The 20,163-nt window shown below is 50.3% G+C and carries 16 protein-coding genes; 5 read left to right on the top strand and 11 right to left on the bottom strand.

The features are described 5' to 3' along the window. Window positions 1-129 precede the first annotated feature (129 nt). Window positions 130-888, top strand: a complete 759-nt coding sequence (locus tag HLG76_RS03080) for a DNA repair protein (protein ID WP_077575847.1) — start codon at window positions 130-132, stop codon at window positions 886-888. A 99-nt stretch (window positions 889-987) separates the two neighbouring features. Here the strand turns inward: HLG76_RS03080 and HLG76_RS03075 are convergent, their stop codons facing one another. Beyond that, complete coding sequence (locus tag HLG76_RS03075) at window positions 988-1,476, bottom strand: low molecular weight protein-tyrosine-phosphatase (protein ID WP_077647408.1); 489 nt, start codon at window positions 1,474-1,476, stop codon at window positions 988-990. A 154-nt stretch (window positions 1,477-1,630) separates the two neighbouring features. Here HLG76_RS03075 and cobO point away from each other — a divergent pair, with 154 nt between their 5' ends. After that, window positions 1,631-2,221, top strand: coding sequence for a cob(I)yrinic acid a,c-diamide adenosyltransferase (cobO, locus tag HLG76_RS03070; protein WP_077460199.1), 591 nt, complete (start codon window positions 1,631-1,633; stop codon window positions 2,219-2,221). A gap of 57 nt (window positions 2,222-2,278) precedes the next feature. On the opposite strand, the gene HLG76_RS03065 is transcribed toward cobO, so the two are convergent. From HLG76_RS03065 to apbC, 5 genes are all read right to left on the bottom strand, one after another. Further along, a complete protein-coding gene (locus HLG76_RS03065; protein WP_077460198.1) occupies window positions 2,279-3,340 on the bottom strand; it encodes a metal-dependent hydrolase in 1,062 nt (353 codons plus the stop codon). A gap of 53 nt (window positions 3,341-3,393) precedes the next feature. Next, window positions 3,394-5,562 carry an AsmA family protein gene (locus HLG76_RS03060; protein WP_175993038.1) on the bottom strand — a complete coding sequence of 723 codons (2,169 nt, stop codon included), beginning with the start codon at window positions 5,560-5,562 and terminating at the stop codon, window positions 3,394-3,396. Between the two features lie 99 nt (window positions 5,563-5,661). Continuing rightward, window positions 5,662-6,249, bottom strand: coding sequence for a dCTP deaminase (dcd, locus tag HLG76_RS03055; RefSeq protein WP_021022410.1), 588 nt, complete (start codon window positions 6,247-6,249; stop codon window positions 5,662-5,664). A gap of 170 nt (window positions 6,250-6,419) precedes the next feature. Beyond that, on the bottom strand, window positions 6,420-7,064 hold the full coding sequence (udk, locus tag HLG76_RS03050; protein WP_077460248.1) for a uridine kinase: 645 nt from the start codon (window positions 7,062-7,064) through the stop codon (window positions 6,420-6,422). Window positions 7,065-7,205: 141 nt separating this feature from the next. Then, window positions 7,206-8,318, bottom strand: coding sequence for an iron-sulfur cluster carrier protein ApbC (apbC, locus tag HLG76_RS03045; RefSeq protein WP_175993037.1), 1,113 nt, complete (start codon window positions 8,316-8,318; stop codon window positions 7,206-7,208). A 158-nt stretch (window positions 8,319-8,476) separates the two neighbouring features. Between apbC and metG the strand changes: the two genes are divergently transcribed. Together metG and HLG76_RS03035 are read left to right on the top strand one after the other, a co-directional pair. Continuing rightward, window positions 8,477-10,513 (top strand): methionine--tRNA ligase, encoded by a 2,037-nt coding sequence (metG, locus tag HLG76_RS03040; RefSeq protein ID WP_175993036.1) that lies wholly within the window; start codon window positions 8,477-8,479, stop codon window positions 10,511-10,513. A gap of 242 nt (window positions 10,514-10,755) precedes the next feature. After that, window positions 10,756-11,610: a hypothetical protein gene (locus tag HLG76_RS03035; protein WP_175993035.1), complete on the top strand. Its 855-nt coding sequence runs from the start codon at window positions 10,756-10,758 to the stop codon at window positions 11,608-11,610. 139 nt (window positions 11,611-11,749) lie between these two features. On the opposite strand, the gene serS is transcribed toward HLG76_RS03035, so the two are convergent. The 5 genes from serS to lrp all read right to left on the bottom strand — a co-directional run bounded on the left by serS (window position 11,750) and on the right by lrp (window position 18,781). Further along, window positions 11,750-13,036, bottom strand: a complete 1,287-nt coding sequence (serS, locus tag HLG76_RS03030; RefSeq protein WP_077460193.1) for a serine--tRNA ligase — start codon at window positions 13,034-13,036, stop codon at window positions 11,750-11,752. A gap of 187 nt (window positions 13,037-13,223) precedes the next feature. Beyond that, window positions 13,224-14,486 (bottom strand): replication-associated recombination protein A, encoded by a 1,263-nt coding sequence (locus tag HLG76_RS03025; RefSeq protein WP_303245977.1) that lies wholly within the window; start codon window positions 14,484-14,486, stop codon window positions 13,224-13,226. A 71-nt stretch (window positions 14,487-14,557) separates the two neighbouring features. Further along, window positions 14,558-15,187: an outer membrane lipoprotein chaperone LolA gene (gene lolA / locus HLG76_RS03020; RefSeq protein ID WP_175993033.1), complete on the bottom strand. Its 630-nt coding sequence runs from the start codon at window positions 15,185-15,187 to the stop codon at window positions 14,558-14,560. A 16-nt stretch (window positions 15,188-15,203) separates the two neighbouring features. Next, a complete protein-coding gene (locus HLG76_RS03015; RefSeq protein ID WP_175993052.1) occupies window positions 15,204-18,062 on the bottom strand; it encodes a DNA translocase FtsK in 2,859 nt (952 codons plus the stop codon). 224 nt (window positions 18,063-18,286) lie between these two features. Beyond that, entirely contained in the window at window positions 18,287-18,781 is a 495-nt protein-coding gene (gene lrp / locus HLG76_RS03010) for a leucine-responsive transcriptional regulator Lrp (RefSeq protein WP_077460192.1), read from the bottom strand. A gap of 166 nt (window positions 18,782-18,947) precedes the next feature. Here lrp and ald point away from each other — a divergent pair, with 166 nt between their 5' ends. Next, entirely contained in the window at window positions 18,948-20,072 is a 1,125-nt protein-coding gene (ald, locus tag HLG76_RS03005) for an alanine dehydrogenase (RefSeq protein ID WP_021022420.1), read from the top strand. The last annotated feature ends 91 nt before the right edge of the window (window positions 20,073-20,163 follow it).

Genomic DNA, 20,163 nt, shown 5'->3' with positions numbered 1-20,163 from the left:
GCCGCAACGCTCAGAGTTAGAGGCGGATCACTCATGCAGCTTTCACCTTTCGATTGATGCTATCTCTGTCAGTCGAGATGGTGTATCTTAACCAGTTGAGTTTATTGCAAGGAACATCGACGCTAAATTATGAATATTGCCTTGATAGCTGGCCTTTGTGTCATATTGCTCGGCCTGATTGTCGGCTACAACATATTGGCTCAACAACGAAAGCAAATCGAGTCTCACAAGCGCCAAGAAATGGCGAAGCACATTGCCGTCATCGATGCGACAGAAGAGCTGATTGGCAATGCGCATAATCTACCCTATAGCGGGACGTTACTGGCGTGCTTGAACAAAAAGATCTTGGATTCCTTGAAAGCCATGTACGAGGTCGATCCATCGGATAAGTCAATTAAGCAACGAATTAGTGCGACCCAGGCTCAAATCGATCAGGTCAAACAAAGCTACTCCAACCGAGACTCGACATCGTTTAAAGTGCCTCATAACGACCGAGAGGCAATATCGATGCTCAAACTCGTCAAGCGCTTGCGCTCAGTGGTTAAAGCCGAGCATTCGAAAGGCCGCTTGGCAACGCAAGCTTTTGTATCGGAAAACGCGCGACTAGAGCAAATGCAGCTCAAGATAAATATTGAGAACGTGATTAAACGTGCCAACGATGCGAAAAATAAAGGTCAAATGGGCACGGCGCAGCAATTACTGAAAAAAGCGATCGATGTCGTCAGTCCAAAGACCGATGAATACTCGTCAGAGATGAAACAGCATCTTGAAAAAATGCACAGCGATATCACTCATACGCTAAACAGCGGTCATGAGAAATTGCAGTCCGAGCAAGAAGAAGAGAAAAGCGAATTGGACGAGCTATTTGCCCCCAAGAAAAAATGGTAGCGTCTCTCATCACAAATCCAAAAGGCGCTTGATGACAGCGCCTTTTTTCATGCCCCGCGTGTCTATGCGTGTTTTAACTGGCTGTGGTCTTAACTGCTTCTATTGCGCGTTGGTCTTTGCAACAATATGGTCTAACACACCGTCTGCCGCTTGCTCCAATAAGTCCAGTACGTGCTCAAATCCATCGTCGCCGCCGTAATAAGGATCAGGGATCGCACCCTCCGTCTGCTCTCCCCAACTGAGAAACAGAGACAGTTTGTTTTGGTAATCAGCCGGGCATTGTGCGTGCAGGTCGGCCAAGTTATTTTCATCGGCCGCTAAGATCATATCGAAATCCGCAAAATCTTCCTGCCGCACTTGACGGGCTCGAATACCGGCAAACGAGTACCCTCTCGCTTGACCTGCCTGTTGGCTCCGCTTATCTGGCGGATTACCTTGGTGATAACCTGCTGTCCCCGCAGAATCAATGTTCACCATGATCCCTCTCGTCTGGGCACGGGCGCGTAATACCGCTTCTGCCGTCGGTGAACGACAAATATTGCCTAAGCAAACCACCAATAGACTCGGCACATTTTTTGGGGGTGTCATCGATAGAGTCTCCTTATTGGTAAAGTTTTACTCTATCAAGTCGACACTCGGATGCCTAGTCGCTTCAATCTGCTTGCCTTTGCGTTGTTATGGGTAGCATGAAGCATGACGTCGCTTTACTATGGTGTAACGTTTATTTGGGGTTAGAAATCGTATGTCAGAACAAGGACACAAACAGCGTCAGCAAAAGTTAAAAGAAAAAGTTGATGCTCGAATTGAAGCCGCGCAACAAGAAAAAGGGCTCCTCCTGATCATAACGGGTAATGGTAAAGGTAAATCGACATCCGCGTTTGGCACAGTGGCGCGGGCCGCCGGCCATGGGCTAAAGTGTGGCGTAGCTCAGTACATCAAGGGCACGTGGGCTTGTGGAGAGCGGGATTTACTGAGCCAACATGGTGTCGACTTTCACGTGATGAGTACCGGTTTTACCTGGGATACGCAGGACAAAACCGCAGACACCCAAGCCGCTCAGCAAATATGGGCAGCGTGTCAGGCGATGCTTGCGGATGACCGCTACGATTTAGTGGTACTGGATGAGATCACCTACATGATCACGTACGACTATATCAGCCTCGATGAAGTCATTGATGCGCTGCAACAACGCCCTAGCGAACAATCCGTTATCATCACTGGGCGTGGCGCACACCGCCGCTTAGTTGAGATAGCAGATACCGTCTCGGAAGTCAGAAACGTTAAGCATGCCTTCGACGCCGGCGTGAAAGCGCGCCAAGGCATTGACTGGTAAGCTACCGAGTAAAAACAAAGAAAGCCGTGGCTGACGTTAACCTGAGCGCCGCTTTTCTCAGGGCTTCGCGTTTAACGATATCGACTGCGTCTTGTCCACGGCATCCTCTTGGCAAGACTGGCGACACAAACGCGCATCAATCGATTGATCACCCAGCAATCGCTGCCAGAGGGTTGGCAAGGCGCTGTCTCGTAGCGGCCCTGGCTCAAGCTGCTTAGGCATAACTGGCTGCCACTGCCCTTCGGCGTCTTGCTCGGCAAGCAAAAACTGAAAGGGTTGATAGTTTGCTACGCCAAAACGTAAGTCGGTCACCACCTGCTGCCCATTCCGATTTTCAAAGCGAATAAAATCACGCGAAAACGTGCGAAGTGCCATTAATGTTTCCGAGCCCGCTAGTGGCCATTGTCCGCGAGGACGCGTGATCCATTGAATATGCTTATCTTTGTCTAAGCGTGACGCGAGTCCTTCCCAGTAGTGGTCGTCGCCGATAATCACCACTCGCCACAGCAGCGTGTTAAACGGGGTGGGCATAATAATATGCGGTCGCCCTGCCAAGTCGGTTCCTTGGGTTTGGGTTGCAACACGTACTTCAATCTTTTCAAGCTGATAGACCGAACTGGCCAGGTAGAGCGTAGAGACTGCCAACCCGATACCACATGCTTTGGCGCCCCGATGTCGCCAAATACACGCGGCGATAACACTGACCAATAAGGGCACCGTATAAAGTGGGTCAATAATAAACAGGCTGGCGACTGCTACCGAAGGCACGTCTAACGGCCAAAAAAGCTTGGTACCATAAACCGTCATCGCATCCAACAACGGGTGTGTCACGAGCACCGCGATCACCAGCGTCATGACTTGCCACAGCGGCCATTGACGACGCCATCGCCACCCGCACCATCCGATGATTGCACCAACCCAAGGCAGCACAAATAATGAGTGACTGAATCCACGGTGGTTGACCGTATTCGCCACCGGATCGCCATAATCAATCAGCACATCTAAGTCAGGTAAGGTGCCCAATGCAGCACCGGCCAAAAGCACTTTTGGAGAACAGCGCTTGCCCGAGACTAACCCAGCAACCGCCGCGCCCAGTGCCGCCTGGGTAATAGAATCCATCGCTTATCCTTTAACAAGGTTTTGATTTATTAGCGTAAAAAGTTGTAAACCGATCACTGGAATAAATTAAGCAGTTTATCGGTTGCCTCTTTGACCTTGTCATCATCCGCTTTATCACCCAGTAACTTTTTAATCCCACGCTGTGCTTCTTTGCGTGCCTTTTCTTCCAAGACTTTGTTGCTGCTGAGTAGCTGCTTGATATCTAATTGATAACTCGGCGATTGCCAGGTACCGGCCACCGTCACTGGGATGGTCACATCACGAAGTTCATCAATATCTTTGCCGCCTTGACCCTTGCTGGTTTCAACCACAGACGTGAACACATCAAAATCTAACGTTTCTTTCAGCAAATCAGTTTGCCCCTCACTTCTGACTCGCAGCGCTGGGGCTTCTAGTAGCAAATCGTTGGTACGTGCCATGCCATTTCCGATGGTAAAACTGGCGGTGAGCGCACTAAAGTCGGTTTTGCGCACATCGTTGGCAGCGTTGCTGGTCGCTTCTCCTTTCAACGTCGCTTTTGCTTCTCTCAGCATTTGTGCCAAGTTAATGCCGTTGATCGCGCCATCCTCAAAGAAAATCGCAGCACTGCCCTGAATCGCCTGACGGAGAGCATAAGGCGATAAACCTTGACCTTGGAGGTTAATATCCACATTGCCTTTGCCTTCAAGCAGATCAACCTGTGCGACATCCTCCAATAACGGCAAGATGGCAATGTTGCGTGCTTTTTTACTCACTTGATAGCGCGCGGGGGTTTGAGTGGCATCTAACATCCCTTGCACAACTACCCTGCCTTCATAGGCTTGCGTGATCAGCTCGGACACGTCGACTTTGCCACGGTTGATAGCAACCGTGGCGCGTGTTTGTCCTAAGGTAACGTTACTCACGGTAAGCCCTTTCATCGCCAATGAGCCGGCAATATCCAGCGTCTTCAACACTCTCAGATCAGGCTCTTCTTGGCTAAGTGACCCAGTTTGCGTACTGGGGCTGGATCCATCATTGGACCCAGACTGACTTTCGTTTGCAGATTGACGAGGCGCTGCATTGTCTGTCGGTAACAAGGTATCGAGATCGATGTGATTGGTATTGAGTGCAAAACGAATTTGCGGGATATCTGCCAGCTTGATGGCCACTTTACCGTCTATGACCACCTCGTCAGTATTAAGACGGCTGGTCATCTCAGTGATATCTAACGTTTGCTGCTTGGCATCGAAGACGATATCTGCCGCCAGCTCTTGAGTCAGCGACTCGCCGGGTAATGCGTCACCCGAGAGCTGAGTGAGCATGTCCAACCCCTGCACTGTGACCTTGTCTTGGCTTTCTGCCACAGTAACTTGTGCGTTTCCAGAGGTTTCAACCTTTAGCTCTGACGTCTGCGCATTGATATTAAAGCCGAGCTGAGCCGCTTGACCCAAGGCGGCACGGTCGAGGGTAATATTGGCTTCATTGATGGTCATCTCGCCTTGTTGTGCCGAAACATTTAGCGCAAGTTCTCGTAACTGACTTTGTTGTGGATCCGCGGCAAGCTTCAGTTCACCCTGCCCTTGCGCGCTGAAGGTCGCACCATCCTGTTCGCCACGCAGTGATACGGTCAGTGGCGTCCATATATCGGTTGCTATATTGCCCACTTGGAGATCAACATCTCGTAAGGCCGTTTGCGTACCCACCTGATCATCTTTAATCACGACACTGGCATTGGTGACGCGTAGACCTTGTAAAGAAACTTGCCACGTCCCACTCACTGTATCTTGCTGGCTAGCCGGCTCTGACGACGTCGAACTTGTCTGTCGCTCTGCCGACGCGCCAACGTTTTTTGGTTGAGTTGGCGTCACTGTTTGAGTTGGCGTCACATTGCTATCGCCGTTCGCCAACGTTTGGATAAATACATGCGGGTCTTGTAAGACAATTTCACCCACTTGTAATGTCTGAGACATCAATGGCAACACATCAACGGATAATTGCGCGCGGGACAAACGGAGTAAATCAGGCTCATCAAAACCAGGTCGGTTTTTGATCGCCACCTCAGCAATGGAAAAGCCCAAACTCGGCCAGAACTGCCACTCGATGTCGCCACCGATAACGACCTCATAGCCCGTTTGCTCTGCGACTTGTTCCACCAGCAAGGGTTTAAATTGATTGGGGTTTACCGTGGCAATTAAAGTCGCGACGGCGCCAATCAACACCACGACAAATGCTGCGAGAATAAGGACGATTTTTTTTATCATTGCAAGATGCTCCTTGTGTGTCAGACGCGTTATCGACCACGATTTAACCGTCGAGTTCCTGGTGAGAAAAAAAATGCGCCCTCAGGCGCATTTCACTCATTAAGCCTTGTCTTGGCTAATACGAGAGGCGACTGCCCCTTGCTGATTTTTGTACTTGGCATTGTCCCGTTTATTATAAGGCTGGTCCGCTGACCCTGACATGGGCTCAAAGCTTAAGGCGCCGATCGGCATGCCGGGACGTAGCGCTAACGGTAGACGCCCATTATTATAAAACTCTAGAACAATTCGCCCTGACCAGCCCGGATCTATTCGGTGTGCCGTGACATGGACCATCAAACCCAACCGCGCCAACGATGAACGGCCATCGAGCCAACCGACAATATTATCGGGTAATGTCACAGCCTCATGCGTGACTGCCAAGGCCAATTGACCCGGATGAAGATAAAAAGGGTCGCCGTCAGCGATTTCTATTTCATCACTCATAACACGCTCAAGCTGGGCGTTCACTTCTTGTTTCGGCCCCGATAAATCAATATAAGCGGCCCCATGATCGTTAAACACACGGAACTGGTTACCCAGGGTCACATCCGCAGTCACGCCCGAAATCGCGTCTGCGGCAGGACGGGGATCAATTTTGATGCGGCCATCATCAAGGTGTTCTTTGATATGCCTGTCGCACAGTCGCATCTAACATTCCTCACGGTTATTTACTCACGCGGTGTTTTGCTTTATGCACCGCACTCATTCGATATATTCGCGCACACATTCGATATATTCGCGCACACATTATGGATTAAACCACGACTGATTACCTAGAGACACAGTCATTGCCCCATCATGTGATGGGAGATCATGCCTTACGCTTTAAGTAAACGCGCGATATGCGCTTTTAGTACATCAATCGCAATGCGGTTTTTACCCCCGCGCGGGACAATGATATCGGCATATTGCTTCGACGGCTCAATAAACTGCATAAACATAGGGCGGACCGTCTTTTGATACTGCTCCATCACCGAATCCATGGTACGACCGCGCTCGGCAACGTCACGTTTCATCCGACGCAGTAAACAAATATCAAGTGGCGTGTCCATAAAGACGCTGGCGTGGATCAAATTGCGAAGACGGGGATCGGTGAGAAGCAGAATACCTTCGAGGATGATCACTTTTTTGGGCGTCATCGTCGTGGTTTCTCCCATACGGGTATGCTCGGAGTAACTATAAACCGGCACATCAGCCGGCTGACCGGCGACCAATGCTTCAAGATGCTCACACAAAAGATCGTGATCCAGTGCCTGAGGGTGGTCATAATTGGTTTTTACGCGCTCTTCCATGCTGAGGTGGCTCTGATCACGATAATATCTATCTTCTGTAATCACGCCGATTTGATGATCACCGACTTTTTCCTTTAATTCCTTATAAATGGTGCTGGCGATCAGGCTTTTACCGGAAGCAGAGGCACCTGCAATACCGATAATAACGCAGTGGTGGTTGTTGTCACTCATAATATGAATACCCAGGGGAAGCTTGGCGGAATCAACATAAACCGCCTGATTATAGGGAGTTGAAGCAGCTGGCGCCAGAGAAAATCGCGCTTGTCTGTGCATCCGGCCGCTTTAGCCGATAAATCACGGCCGGTTGCGCAATCAGGGCGACACAGTTTGTACGCTAATCTGTTCAGGACGTGTTTCACCTTGCCAGTAGAGCTGACTGGCGACCGTCGCTGCCATCTGTCGATAAACCGCCGCATGCTCACTGTTAGGGCGCGCGACCATGCTTGGCACACCGGCATCAATATCTTCCCGAATCGCGACATGAAGCGGTACCTGTGCAAGCACTGGCGTCCCCTGCTCTTGCGCCATTTTATCGGCACCCCCTGAGCCAAAAATGGCTTCATGATGGCCGCATTGCGAGCAAATGTGATAACTCATGTTTTCTACCACGCCCAACACGGGAACGTGAACTTTTTCAAACATCGCCACCCCTTTCACCGCATCGGCCAATGCCAAATCTTGTGGCGTTGTCACCACAATCGCGCCTGTCACCGGAAACTGTTGCGCCAAACTCAGTTGGATGTCACCGGTACCAGGCGGCATATCGACGACTAAATAATCCAGCTCGGGCCACCGTGTTTCGTTGATCAGCTGTGCAAACGCTTTTGAGGCCATAGGACCTCGCCAAACAGTCGCGTTCTCTGCGGGCACCAGATAACCGATCGAATTTGAGGCGATACCATGGCGCGTCACAGGCTCCATTAACTTGCCATCATGGGTTTGTGGCTCACTATCTTTGGCGCCCAACATGATAGGTAAAGACGGCCCATACACATCCGCATCAACAATGCCGACTGCAGCGCCCTCCGCGTGCAACGCAAGCGCTAGGTTTACAGCGGTAGTCGATTTACCGACGCCACCTTTCGCTGAGCTCACAACAATCAGGTTTTTCACCCCTTTCACCGGCGTTTTTTCGCCCGTTTTTAACGGTGCTACCCGTTGTATCAGTTCAAATTGGTTGGCAAGGGCATCAGACTGCGCACTGAGCCAATCTTTAAGCGCTTCAGCGATAGAGTGCGCCGCAAAGGGGAACGTGACCCTAAAGCCATGATCTGCGGTTCTCACCCACCCCGTTTGGCTTGCCCACTGCTCGACCAACTGCGGGTATGAGAATTGATTAAGTAACGCGATCGCATCATCAAGGTTTGAGAGCGAAGCAGCTGTGTCTTCTTTTTTTGTTTTTTTCTTTTTGGACCCAAAAAACATCCAGCACCATCCCGTTGATTGAAATATGTTAGCCGCTCGTGTGCGTCTTTAACGGATAAACGCATGAGGACCCGGCCTTACACTAGGCAAGGCATATCGTATCAGGTAAGATTTCCGCAATCATTCCATTCATATCATAAGAGCGAATAAACAAGATTATGGCTGCAAACCCACGGAAAATTCTGGTGACCTGTGCGCTGCCTTATGCGAACGGCTCGATTCATTTGGGCCACATGCTCGAGCATATTCAGGCAGATGTATGGGTTCGCTATCAACGCCTGCGTGGCAACACCACTCACTTTATTTGTGCTGACGATGCTCACGGCACACCTATCATGTTAAAAGCGCAGCAAATGGGTGTCGAGCCAGAAGCCATGATCGCCGGCGTGCAACAAGAGCACCAGGCAGATTTTGATGGCTTTGATATCAGCTTCGATAATTACCACAGCACCCACAGTGATGAAAACCGCGAATTAGCGTCATTCATTTATACGCAACTTCGTGATAAAGGTTATATCACCAGCCGCACGATATCTCAGCTGTTTGATCCGGAAAAAGAAATGTTCTTGCCGGATCGCTTTGTCAAAGGCGAATGTCCGAAGTGTCACGCCGACGATCAATACGGCGATAACTGTGATAACTGTGGTGAAACCTATACGCCGGCTGAATTGATCAATCCTCGTTCCGCAGTCAGCGGTGCCACGCCGGTGATGCGTGATTCAGAGCACTTTTTCTTCGATTTACCACAGTTCGAGCAAATGCTTAACGAGTGGATCAAGTCTGGTTCGCTGCAAAGCGAAATCGCTAACAAGATGAATGAGTGGTTCGAAACCGGTCTTCAGCAGTGGGATATCTCCCGCGATGCGCCCTACTTTGGTTTTGAAATCCCCGACCAACCCGGCAAGTTTTTCTACGTTTGGCTCGATGCACCGATCGGCTATATGGGGTCGTTTAAAAACTATTGTGACAAACGCGGTGATATCGACTTTGATGAATACTGGAAGGCTAATAGCGACACCGAGCTATACCATTTCATCGGCAAAGATATTGTTTATTTCCATAGTCTGTTCTGGCCTGCCATGCTGGACGGTGCTGGCTTCCGTAAACCTAACAACGTCTTCGTGCACGGCTATGTCACGGTCAATGGCGCGAAAATGTCCAAGTCAAAAGGGACATTTATCAAAGCCAGTACCTATTTGGACCATCTTGATCCAGAATGCCTGCGGTATTATTACGCGGCCAAGCTCAATAGCCGCATTGATGATCTGGATTTAAGCCTGGATGATTTTATTCAGCGTGTGAACACGGATGTTGTCAACAAGGTCGTCAACCTGGCATCACGTAACGCTGGCTTTATCACTAAGCGCTTTGATGGTCAGCTCTCTGATACGTGCGCCGAATCCGAGCTTTATCAATCGTTCATCGACAAAGCTGAATACATTGGTGAGCTTTACGAAGCCCGAGAGTTTAACCGCGCCATCCGCGAAATTATTGGCTTGGCCGACAAAGCCAACCAATACGTGGACGAAAAGGCGCCATGGGTGATCGCTAAAGAAGAAGGAAAAGACGCCGAACTACAAGCGATTTGCTCTGTGGGGATTAACCTATTCCGTGTGCTGATGACGTACCTCAAACCTGTGATGCCTAAGCTGGCAGAGCGCACGGAAGGCTTTTTGAATGATACCTTGACGTGGGAAAGCATTGCGACGCCACTGACCGGCCATCGCATTAGCAAGTTCAAGGCACTGTTTAACCGTATCGATCCGAAAGCCGTCGACGCCATGATCGCCGCGAGCAAGGAAGATGCTGCCGCTGAACAAGCAGAAAAGGCCAAAGCACAAGGGCCGTTAGCGAACGAGCCGATTGCCGATGAAATCGAATTTGGTGACTTTGCTAAGGTCGATCTGCGTATCGCTAAAATTGTTGAGTGTGAGGCGGTGCCAAAAGCGGACAAACTGCTGAAGTTTAAGCTTGATATTGGCGGTGAAACGCGTCAGGTGTTCTCTGGGATCAAATCGGCCTACAAGCCGGAAGATCTCGTGGGTAAGCACACCGTCATGGTCGCCAACTTAAAGCCTCGCAAGATGAAATTCGGCATGTCAGAGGGCATGATCCTCGCGGCGGGTCCGGGTGGCAAAGAAATCTGGATTTTAGAGCCGCATGAAGGGGCTCAACCTGGCATGCGCGTCATGTAAAACAGCGCGATAGCTAAAACATCAAAGGGCCCAACCAGGGCTCTTTTTTTTGCCTGCGACTCTCTTAGTTTGCAGCGTTTGATAGTTTGCACCGTTTGAGTGCGCTCAAGCGCTATCATAGTGCGTTTTTATCTGATCTTGATGCCCTTAACGCCGCTTTCATAGGATGTGACCCGCTTCTCATCTTTGGCACAGTTCATGCTGAGCTTGATAACGGAGAGTCGCGATCGCAAGGAGAGCATATGGGATGGTTAGTCATGGTAGGCGCACTGGCGCTCGGAATAGCGGTCGTCGTCGCCGTCGTACTTTACCGTCAACGCCCAGATTGGCCGTTACATCAGCTACATGAATTACGTGCGCTGCTGCAGCACGCACGTGAGCTGGCCGCTCAAACACATATTGCTTCCAGTGACTACCAACATTTACTCAGTCAAATTCGTCAATTGCACCACTTAGCGCCTCAGGCACAAAAACCGATGTATCGGCTTTTATTTCATCATTTACATGCGCTACCGCAATACGATGAAGTCACACAAGCACGGATGAAAAACCGCGCGTTACAACATATTATTTATCTTGTTGACGAGGCGGTGCCCCCCTTCCTGATAGCCCACAATGACGAAGCCAGCTTGTCGCATTATCAACACGTGTGGTATGCCGTTTTAGAATTATTACAAGCACGTCAGCGATATTCTTACGCCAGTATTCAGTTACACAAAGCGACGCCAAACGCGAGCCAGTCATTAAACCTGCAACAGCAAATTTTAGTGAAACGCTTATGCCAGCTCCAGCACCTTAACCTAGAGGATTCGCTAAACACAGAGATTGATCGTCTTATCTCCCAACTCAGTAACGACGCTGAGCGGGCCTTGGCGACTGAGGCACCGTTAGCAACTGAGAAATCGTTGGCAACTGAGAAACCGTTAGCTAATGAGACACCACTGGCCAGTCGCCTCGCGCTGTCTCAGCGCGTCAATGCAGTGATACTCACCGTGCTCGATAATTGTCTTGCCGACCTATTAGCAGGCTTTCCTGCACCACAGGACGATATTTTTAATACCTTATCGCCCTTGCATGAGCCGCGAAATAGCGCTTAACAGATAGCGCTAAACAAACAGCGCGTGACAGACAGTGCGTGACAGACAGTGCTTAACCGATAATCCCCACGTTTATGTAAGCATAAAAAAAGCCGACAATCGTGCCGGCTTCATGGTTATTAAGCACACGGTGAGCCCATTAGCCTATATGCGTTTGTCCACCCATATACGGACGTAATACCTCAGGGATTTCGATACGACCATCCGCTTGCTGATAGTTTTCCAAAATGGCCACCAAGGTACGACCCACAGCGAGGCCAGACCCATTGAGCGTGTGCAACAGCTCAGGCTTCTTCTCACCTTTACGGCGGAAACGCGCCTGCATACGACGCGCTTGGAAGTCCAAAGTATTTGAACATGATGAAATTTCACGATAGGTATCTTGCGCAGGCAACCAAACTTCTAGGTCATAGGTTTTGGCCGCGCCAAAGCCCATGTCACCGGTGCATAACAGTACTTTTCGGTAAGGCAGGTTCAGCAACTGCAATACTTTTTCGGCATCGGCGGTGAGTGATTCGAGTGCTGCCATAGAATCTTCAGGCTTCACCACTTTCACCAGCTCGACTTTATCAAACTGATGCATACGAATCAGCCCACGCGTATCACGTCCGTAGGAGCCGGCTTCTGAACGGAAACACGGTGTGTGTGCGGTCATGCACAGCGGCAGATCTGCTTCATCGATGATCTCATCGCGTACCATGTTAGTCAGAGGTACTTCCGCGGTTGGGATTAACGACATGCCGATCCCTTCTTCGGTGGCCGGCTTGGTGTTAAACAAATCGTCACCAAACTTAGGCAATTGGCCGGTGCCATAGAGGCTGTCGGCATTGACTAAGTACGGCACATACATTTCGGTATAGCCGTGTTCGTTGGTATGTAAATCGAGCATAAACTGGGTTAAAGCACGATGCATGCGCGCCATCTGCCCTTTCATCACGATAAAGCGAGAGCCAGATAGTTTTACCGCACTGGCAAAGTCGAGACCACCGGACAGCTCACCTAAATCAACATGATCTTTGACCTCAAAATCAAACTGACGCGGTTCACCCCAGCGCATGATCTCCTGGTTCTCAGACTCATCTTTACCACTTGGGACGTCTTCCGCCGGTAAGTTAGGCACGCTCATCACCACGTCGTTGACTTTTTGCTGCAGCGCCGCGAGCTCTGTTTTCGCTGCGTCCAACTCATCACCAAGGTTTGACACTTCTTCTAGCAATGGCGCAATGTCTTCACCCTTTGCTTTAGCCTGGCCAATGGACTTCGATCGGGAATTACGCTCTGCTTGCAGTTGTTCGGTGCGAATTTGCAGCGCCTTACGTTGTTCCTCAAGTTCACGCATAGCGTCAACGTCAAGCGTAAAGCCACGACGAGCGAGTTGTTGAGCGGTTTCTTCCAGCTCAGTTCGAAGTAATTTGGAATCCAGCATGCTAATCCTGTGCTTTTCGGGTTGATTAGTTGGTTATCACTTGTCATCACGTTTGAAAACAAGCGTCGATACTGCGTATTGTATTACGCGATTGGTCAAGGGTGACGGTGGATGTCACCACGACGAGGAGACTGCGTCTTCATGGCGTCGCTGCACTCTAAACCTTACCCAAAAAGGGTAAATTTGCCTAGCGCTTTTGCGGGCTTTTTGCATCCTGCTCGGCCAGAAAGGCGAGCTTTTCGGCGATTTTAATTTCTAGCCCACGATTAACGGGCTGATAATAGCGAGTATCGCCAAGTTCGGACGGTAGATAGCGCTCTCCTGCCGCATAAGCATTGGGCTCATCATGGGCATATCGATAGCCCTTCCCATGCCCCATATCTTCCATCAATGCGGTCGGCGCATTGCACAAGTGCATGGGAACAGGCACGTTGGCGGTTTCTTTAGCGTCTCGCAACGCTTGTTTCCATGCGGTGTAAACAGCATTGCTTTTGGGCGCGCTGGCTAAATATACGGCGGCTTGAGCAATCGCACGCTCGCCTTCTGCCGGCCCTACGCGAGTAAAGCAATCCCACGCATTCAATGCCACCTGCATGGCACGTGGATCCGCATTGCCAATATCCTCCGAGGCGATAGCTAATAAGCGGCGCGCCACATAAAGGGGATCGCCACCGGCACTGACAATGCGTGCGTACCAATACAGGGCGCCATCAGGACTCGAGCCACGGACGGATTTATGAAACGCAGAAATCAAATCGTACCAAGCATCCCCTTGCTTATCGAATTGTGCCACTTTTTCACCGGCAACGTCTTTAAGCATCGACAGCGTCACTTGGCCATCGGCCATATCTGCCAGCATTTCCAGAAGATTCAACGCCATGCGCGCATCGCCACTGCACGCCGCGGTTAACGCCGCTTTAACGCCTTTATCGAAGGTGAGTGTTTGTTCACCTAACCCGCGTTGCGAATCGGCAAGGGCTTGATCAATCACGGCTTCAAGATCGCGATCATCCAGGCTTGTCAGTCGGTAGACGCGGGCGCGCGATAATAAGGCATTGTTAAGCTCAAACGATGGATTTTCCGTCGTGGCGCCAATAAAGGTGACGGTCCCCGACTCGACATGAGGCAGAAAAGCGTCTTGCTGACTTTTGTTAAAGCGATGTACCTCATCAACGAATAAGACAGTGCGTACACCGGCTTGCTTGTTTTGCTCTGCACGTCCAATCGCATCTCGGATTTCTTTCACTCCGGAGGTCACCGCAGAAATTTGTTCCAGCTCAGCATTAGCTTGACGCGCAGCAATATCGGCCAGTGTGGTCTTGCCTGTGCCCGGTGGCCCCCAAAAAATCATGGAATGAAGCGTCCCCGACTCAATGGCACGGCGTAGCGGTTTGCCTTCGCCAAGCAGATGGCGCTGGCCAATATATTGGTCCAAGGTGACGGGCCGCATACGCGCGGCCAGTGGGCGGAAGTCCTCAGCGAAATCGAGCGGCAAGGTAGGCAAGGCATCCTCCGATGCGGTTAACGTGACTGGCGTTGATCGTCGACCATGACCGACTCAGGCGGAGTAAACGAAAACAAGTCCGCGTCTGGCGTTTGTCGGCTAAATTGACTCAGTGCGAACTGACTCTGTTGCCCATCTTGCTCAACGACTCTAAAGCCAGTCAAGGTACCATCGGGCTTGACCGTGACATCAAACTGACCAATGGTGCCGGTGGTTTTTGGCGTGAGCGTGAAGGTATTGCCTTCCTGGGTGATTTGGTAATCCTGCCAATCACTCGGTTGGTTACGGGTCAATAGCACGAAGGGTGTTTGTGCTGTTGCGTCTTCTAACCACATGGCAGTTACTTGTTCAACAAAGGGGCTGTAGTACCACAAGGTTTCACCATCAGAAATCATGATGGTTTCGTCCGGCGACGTGGTGGTCCAGTTAAACAAATTAGGGCGTTGGATAGCCAAGGTCCCTTTCGCTTGATGAATCTCGTCACCCTCTGGGCTTTGGACCTTTTGTTCAAACTGTGCGCTGAACGCATCAACCTTATTCAGTCTTTCGATTAAATGTTGTTGCGCCTCTGTTTGCGCTTGCGCGCTGACAACAACCAAGAGAGATATCACCGCCAACAGGTGGCGGACAGCAGCAAATCGAGTCATTGAACCTTCCATTCGATCAATCTTTCGGTGGCGGCGGTGCGATTACTTCGCGATTACCGTTATGGCCTGGTGAACTTACGACACCGTGTGCTTCGAGTTGTTCCACAATACGCGCCGCACGGTTATAACCAATTTTAAATCGACGCTGGACACCAGACACGGAACCACGACGACTTTCGGTCACAAATTCAACCACTTGGTCAAACAACTGGTCCAGCTCTTCGCCATCGCCGCCGGTCGGCGCTTCACCAGGTAATAAGCTATCTGCACCTTGATCGCCTTGGGTGATTTCATCGATATATTGCGGCTTGCCTCGCGCTTTCCAATTATTAACCACCCGATGCACTTCTTCATCACTGACAAAGGCACCATGCACGCGAATCGGATGGTTGGAACCATTCGGCATAAAGAGCATATCCCCCATTCCCAGCAACGACTCAGCGCCGCCTTGGTCAAGGATGGTGCGCGAGTCTGTTTTGGTCGAGACAGTAAACGCCATACGCGTTGGAATATTGGCTTTAATCAGCCCCGTAATCACATCAACAGAAGGACGTTGGGTGGCTAACACAAGGTGAATACCCGCGGCCCGTGCTTTTTGTGCTAATCGTGCGATCAACTCTTCGACTTTTTTACCAACCACCATCATGAGATCGGAAAATTCATCTACCACCACCACGATATAGGGCAGTTTTTCCAGTTTAGGCGCCGATTCATCCATACTGTCGCCCGATTTCCATAGTGGGTCAGGGATCGGATTATTCGCGGCTTCTGCTGCTTTGACCTTTTCGTTAAAACCTTTAAGGTTGCGCACGCCAAGGGCTGACATCAGCTTGTAACGTCGTTCCATCTCACCCACGCACCAACGCAGCGCATTCCCCGCATCCTTCATATCGGTGACAACTTCTGACAACAAATGCGGAATGCCCTCATAGACCGATAACTCCAGCATTTTAGGGTCGATCATGATAAAGCGCACATCTTCAGGAGACGCCTTATAGAGCATACTAACCAGCATCACGTTCACGCCCACAGATTTACCCGACCCTGTCGTCCCTGCCACCAGCATATGCGGTGCTTTGCCAAGATCGGTAATAATGGCTTCGCCGGCAATGTCATTTCCCAAGACTACGGAGATCGGCGATTGGCTGTTTTTAAATCGCTCACTGCCAATCACTTCTGACATAAACACCGTTTCGCGATGCTCGTTCGGCAGTTCAAGGCCAATATAAGGTTTACCTGGGATCACCTCGACCACGCGCACCGCGGTGGTTGATAGCGCACGCGCTAAGTCTTTAGACAAACCTGAAATTCGTGAGACCTTAACGCCCGGCGCCAAATCAAGCTCAAAACGCGTGATCACCGGCCCTGGATACACGCCCACCACGCGTGCTTGCACTTTAAAATCTTCCAAGCGCGCCTCAACCAAGCGCGCAATTTGCTCTAGCTCTTCGCGCGTGGCTTGTTGCGCGGTATGGCGCGCAGGATCCAACAGATCGAGGGTTGGGAAAGGTTCTGCCGGTTTAGGCAAATTGGGCTCATCTTTCACTAAAAAAGGATGGTCGAGCCCGGCCGCTTGCTGTTGGGATTTTTGTGCTTGGCGAATCGTTTCTTGGAAAGGATCCTCGTCATCATCGGCCAACTTGCTTGCCTGCTCCGCGCGCTCTAGCTCCGAGAGTCCATCTTGATTGCCATAGGTGGTATCAGCGTACTCTGAGTGCTTTGTTTCTGAGAGCTTTGTCTCTAAGTGCTCTGGCTCTGAATGCTTTGTCTCTGAGAGCTTTGTCTCTGAATGCTCTGAATCTGTCGACACGTAAGCTGCGACCGACTCACGATCATGCTGAGTCGGTGTTTGGGCTTGCGGGTCTGAGTCGGTGTCTGCGCTGAATACCGACGCAGAGGGCTCATCATCAGCAACAGCGGTTTGCCATTGTCCCAATGCCGGTTCATCCGCACTCTCTGACAGCGCGGATTCGGACTGCGTCGAACCGGCTTGCTCAGCGGTGGCATGTCCACCAAAGATGATCGACCTTTCACTCTCGTGCGCGCTGTGATCAACGGTTTCCTTTTCCGTCTCTGTCGTTTTTTCAGCGACGGATTTTTTCTCAGAAACGGACGCTTTCTCAGGCGATGTCGGCGTCAATCGACGTAAATCACTCAGCTCCATCGGTTCACAAGTCTCACGCGATTGCGTCACGTCTGTGCGCTCGGGGGCCGATGAGCCAGGCGCACCAAGTTGTGTCGGGGTATCGCCACGCACGCGATTAACCAGCCAGGTGATACCATTTAGCGTCACCGCGCCGAGGTGATCCACGATCGTGAGCCATGAAATTCCCGTGAATAAGGTGAAACCGGCCGCCCAGCCAAACAACATGACCAAGGTGGTCCCTAAGACATTAAACAAGGGCAAAGCAAGGCTATTGGTGACATCTCCCATCACGCCACCCGATGAAAAATGCCAAAAGTCATCAAAATTGAGATCAGCCAACGAACAACTGGTCAGGAAAAGGACCAGAAGCCCCAATAGACGTGCGCCAATAATGGTGTAATTAATGGGTTCATTATCACCACGCCGCCGCAAAAAAACCCAACCGCCAAGAATAGCAGCAGGGGGTAATGGATACGCCAAGATCCCAAACGAGAAGAAAAAGCTGTCTGCTATCCATGCACCCATCGCGCCAGCCGCATTATGAACGTCACCATGCCATGCGGTTTGCGACCACGAAGGATCAGCCGGATTAAAAGATAACAATGCCACCATGGTAAACACAGCAGCGGCGAGGACCAAGATGAATCCACACTCTTTTAAACGTTGACCGCCATCTAAACGCGCTTTCGGCTGAGCCGTTTTCGGCTCTCGACGTAAAGAAAACTCCATCATTACCTGTTTAATATTATTCGTTAATCGCATTCCTCACCCTGAATGGAGGCTTGCTCTGATTGCCCTGACTTTATCACATTCATGCCGTGACGGCAGGCATGATGCGTGTTTACGTTCAATCTTTACCGAGATATCACATTCTTTAAATCATGGCGTACAAAAAATAAGCCGAGCGCAATGCCCGGCTTTAGTTATGTTTTGCTTCACCCTATGGCCAACACTTAACGCGTGTGGATCACCAGATGATTACTTTGTTTTACCTCTTCCATTACCACGTAAGTGCGTGTGTCATTCACGCCGGGCAAACGTAGCAAGGTTTCACCCAATAACTTGCGATAAGCCGACATGTCAGCTACTCGTGTCTTAAGTAGGTAATCGAAATCACCGGACACTAACGAACATTCTTGGATGTCTTCTAGTGTCTGCACCGCTTTATTAAATTGCTCAAACACGTCAGGTGCGCCACGGTTTAGTGTGATTTCCACAAAAACGAGCAGTGATGCATCTAAATACTGGGGATTAAGCTGTGCCGTGTAGCCAAGAATATAGCCCTGACGCTCTAAACGTCGCACACGTTCTAGGCAGGGGGTTGGAGAGAGACCGACACGTTTTGATAACTCAACGTTGGAGACTCGCCCATCCTTTTGGAGCTCATTTAGGATGTTGCGGTCAATACGGTCCAATTCCTTGGAGGGCTTGTTTTTGGTATCTACCATTTTTTATTCCACCTTGTTACTTCCTTGCAAAAAGATATACCAAATTAAATAACATCTAAACAATCTTTAGCATCAAATGCTGGTTTATTGCCTTTATACTAGCCTGAAAATTGACAATTTCAATAACAAGCCAGCCGATAACACTAAATAAACAAGAGGTGACAGCATGATCATTGGCGTTCCAAAAGAAATCAAGAACCATGAGTACCGCGTGGGTATGGTTCCAGCAAGTGTCCGTGAGCTTATTTCTCACGGCCACTCGGTCTATGTTGAAACCAATGCAGGTAACGGTATTGGTTTCTCTGACGATGACTATAAAGCCGCTGGGGCATCCATTCTCCCTGCCGCCGCTGACGTATTTGCGAAAGCAGACATGATCGTCAAGGTCAAAGAACCGCAAGCTGTCGAGCGTGCCATGCTGCGCGAAGGACAGATTTTGTTCACCTATTTGCATCTTGCACCAGATTTTCCGCAAACAGAAGACTTAATTAAAAGTAAAGCTATCTGCATTGCCTATGAAACGGTAACAGATTCTAAAGGTCGATTGCCACTATTAGCGCCAATGTCTGAAGTCGCCGGCCGTATGTCTATTCAAGCAGGTGCACAAGCGTTAGAAAAATCACACGGCGGTTCGGGCATGCTGCTCAGTGGTGTTCCTGGTGTCGAACCCGCTAAAATCGTCGTACTTGGCGGTGGCGTGGTTGGCTCAAACGCCGCGCGCATGGCGGTTGGCCTCCGAGCTGACGTCACTATTTTGGATAAAAATGTCGATACATTGCGTCGCTTGGACGAAGAATTCCAAGGCCGCGCCAAAGTCGTCTACTCAACCGAGGAAACATTAGACCAGCACGTACTTAACGCTGATTTAGTTATCGGTGCTGTCCTTATCCCAGGTGCTGCTGCACCGAAACTGGTCAACGAAGACCATATCAAGCGAATGAAACCAGGCGCTGCGGTTGTCGATGTCGCTATCGACCAAGGTGGCTGTTTCGCGACCTCACATGCAACGACCCACGCTGACCCAACCTACATCGTTGATGATGTTGTCCACTACTGTGTGGCAAACATGCCTGGCGCTGTCGCGCGCACCTCGACGGTTGCCTTAAATAACGCAACACTGCCCTACATTGTGAAGCTGGCGAACAAGGGATATCGCGATGCTTTAGTTCAAGATGAGCACTTGCGTAACGGTCTTAACGTGATCAGTGGCCACGTTACCATCAAAGAAGTGGCCGAAGGCTTTGATCTTCCATACGTTGATGCCCTGGATGCGCTGAAGTCAGCCCATTAATCGGCAATATCAATGATAGAAATAGAGGGCACCATCACGGTGCCCTTTCTTTAGCCTTCCAATTTACCTACAATCACTCCATTCAAAAAAA

Source organism: Salinivibrio sp. EAGSL (assembly GCF_013366455.1).
GTDB lineage: Bacteria > Pseudomonadota > Gammaproteobacteria > Enterobacterales > Vibrionaceae > Salinivibrio > Salinivibrio costicola.
The sequence above is the reverse complement of the archived record's forward strand: the minus strand, read 5'-3'. Positions and strand labels throughout refer to the sequence as shown.

What these genes read in the sequence shown, in the direction of transcription:
- HLG76_RS03080 (WP_077575847.1), top strand. Translation starts at nt 130, where the DNA reads ATGAATATTGCCTTGATAGCTGGCCTTTGTGTCATATTGCTCGGCCTG.
- HLG76_RS03075 (WP_077647408.1), bottom strand. Translation starts at nt 1,476, where the DNA reads ATGACACCCCCAAAAAATGTGCCGAGTCTATTGGTGGTTTGCTTAGGC.
- cobO (WP_077460199.1), top strand. Translation starts at nt 1,631, where the DNA reads ATGTCAGAACAAGGACACAAACAGCGTCAGCAAAAGTTAAAAGAAAAA.
- HLG76_RS03065 (WP_077460198.1), bottom strand. Translation starts at nt 3,340, where the DNA reads ATGGATTCTATTACCCAGGCGGCACTGGGCGCGGCGGTTGCTGGGTTA.
- HLG76_RS03060 (WP_175993038.1), bottom strand. Translation starts at nt 5,562, where the DNA reads ATGATAAAAAAAATCGTCCTTATTCTCGCAGCATTTGTCGTGGTGTTG.
- dcd (WP_021022410.1), bottom strand. Translation starts at nt 6,249, where the DNA reads ATGCGACTGTGCGACAGGCATATCAAAGAACACCTTGATGATGGCCGC.
- udk (WP_077460248.1), bottom strand. Translation starts at nt 7,064, where the DNA reads ATGAGTGACAACAACCACCACTGCGTTATTATCGGTATTGCAGGTGCC.
- apbC (WP_175993037.1), bottom strand. Translation starts at nt 8,318, where the DNA reads ATGTTTTTTGGGTCCAAAAAGAAAAAAACAAAAAAAGAAGACACAGCT.
- metG (WP_175993036.1), top strand. Translation starts at nt 8,477, where the DNA reads ATGGCTGCAAACCCACGGAAAATTCTGGTGACCTGTGCGCTGCCTTAT.
- HLG76_RS03035 (WP_175993035.1), top strand. Translation starts at nt 10,756, where the DNA reads ATGGGATGGTTAGTCATGGTAGGCGCACTGGCGCTCGGAATAGCGGTC.
- serS (WP_077460193.1), bottom strand. Translation starts at nt 13,036, where the DNA reads ATGCTGGATTCCAAATTACTTCGAACTGAGCTGGAAGAAACCGCTCAA.
- HLG76_RS03025 (WP_303245977.1), bottom strand. Translation starts at nt 14,486, where the DNA reads ATGCGGCCCGTCACCTTGGACCAATATATTGGCCAGCGCCATCTGCTT.
- lolA (WP_175993033.1), bottom strand. Translation starts at nt 15,187, where the DNA reads ATGACTCGATTTGCTGCTGTCCGCCACCTGTTGGCGGTGATATCTCTC.
- HLG76_RS03015 (WP_175993052.1), bottom strand. Translation starts at nt 18,062, where the DNA reads ATGGAGTTTTCTTTACGTCGAGAGCCGAAAACGGCTCAGCCGAAAGCG.
- lrp (WP_077460192.1), bottom strand. Translation starts at nt 18,781, where the DNA reads ATGGTAGATACCAAAAACAAGCCCTCCAAGGAATTGGACCGTATTGAC.
- ald (WP_021022420.1), top strand. Translation starts at nt 18,948, where the DNA reads ATGATCATTGGCGTTCCAAAAGAAATCAAGAACCATGAGTACCGCGTG.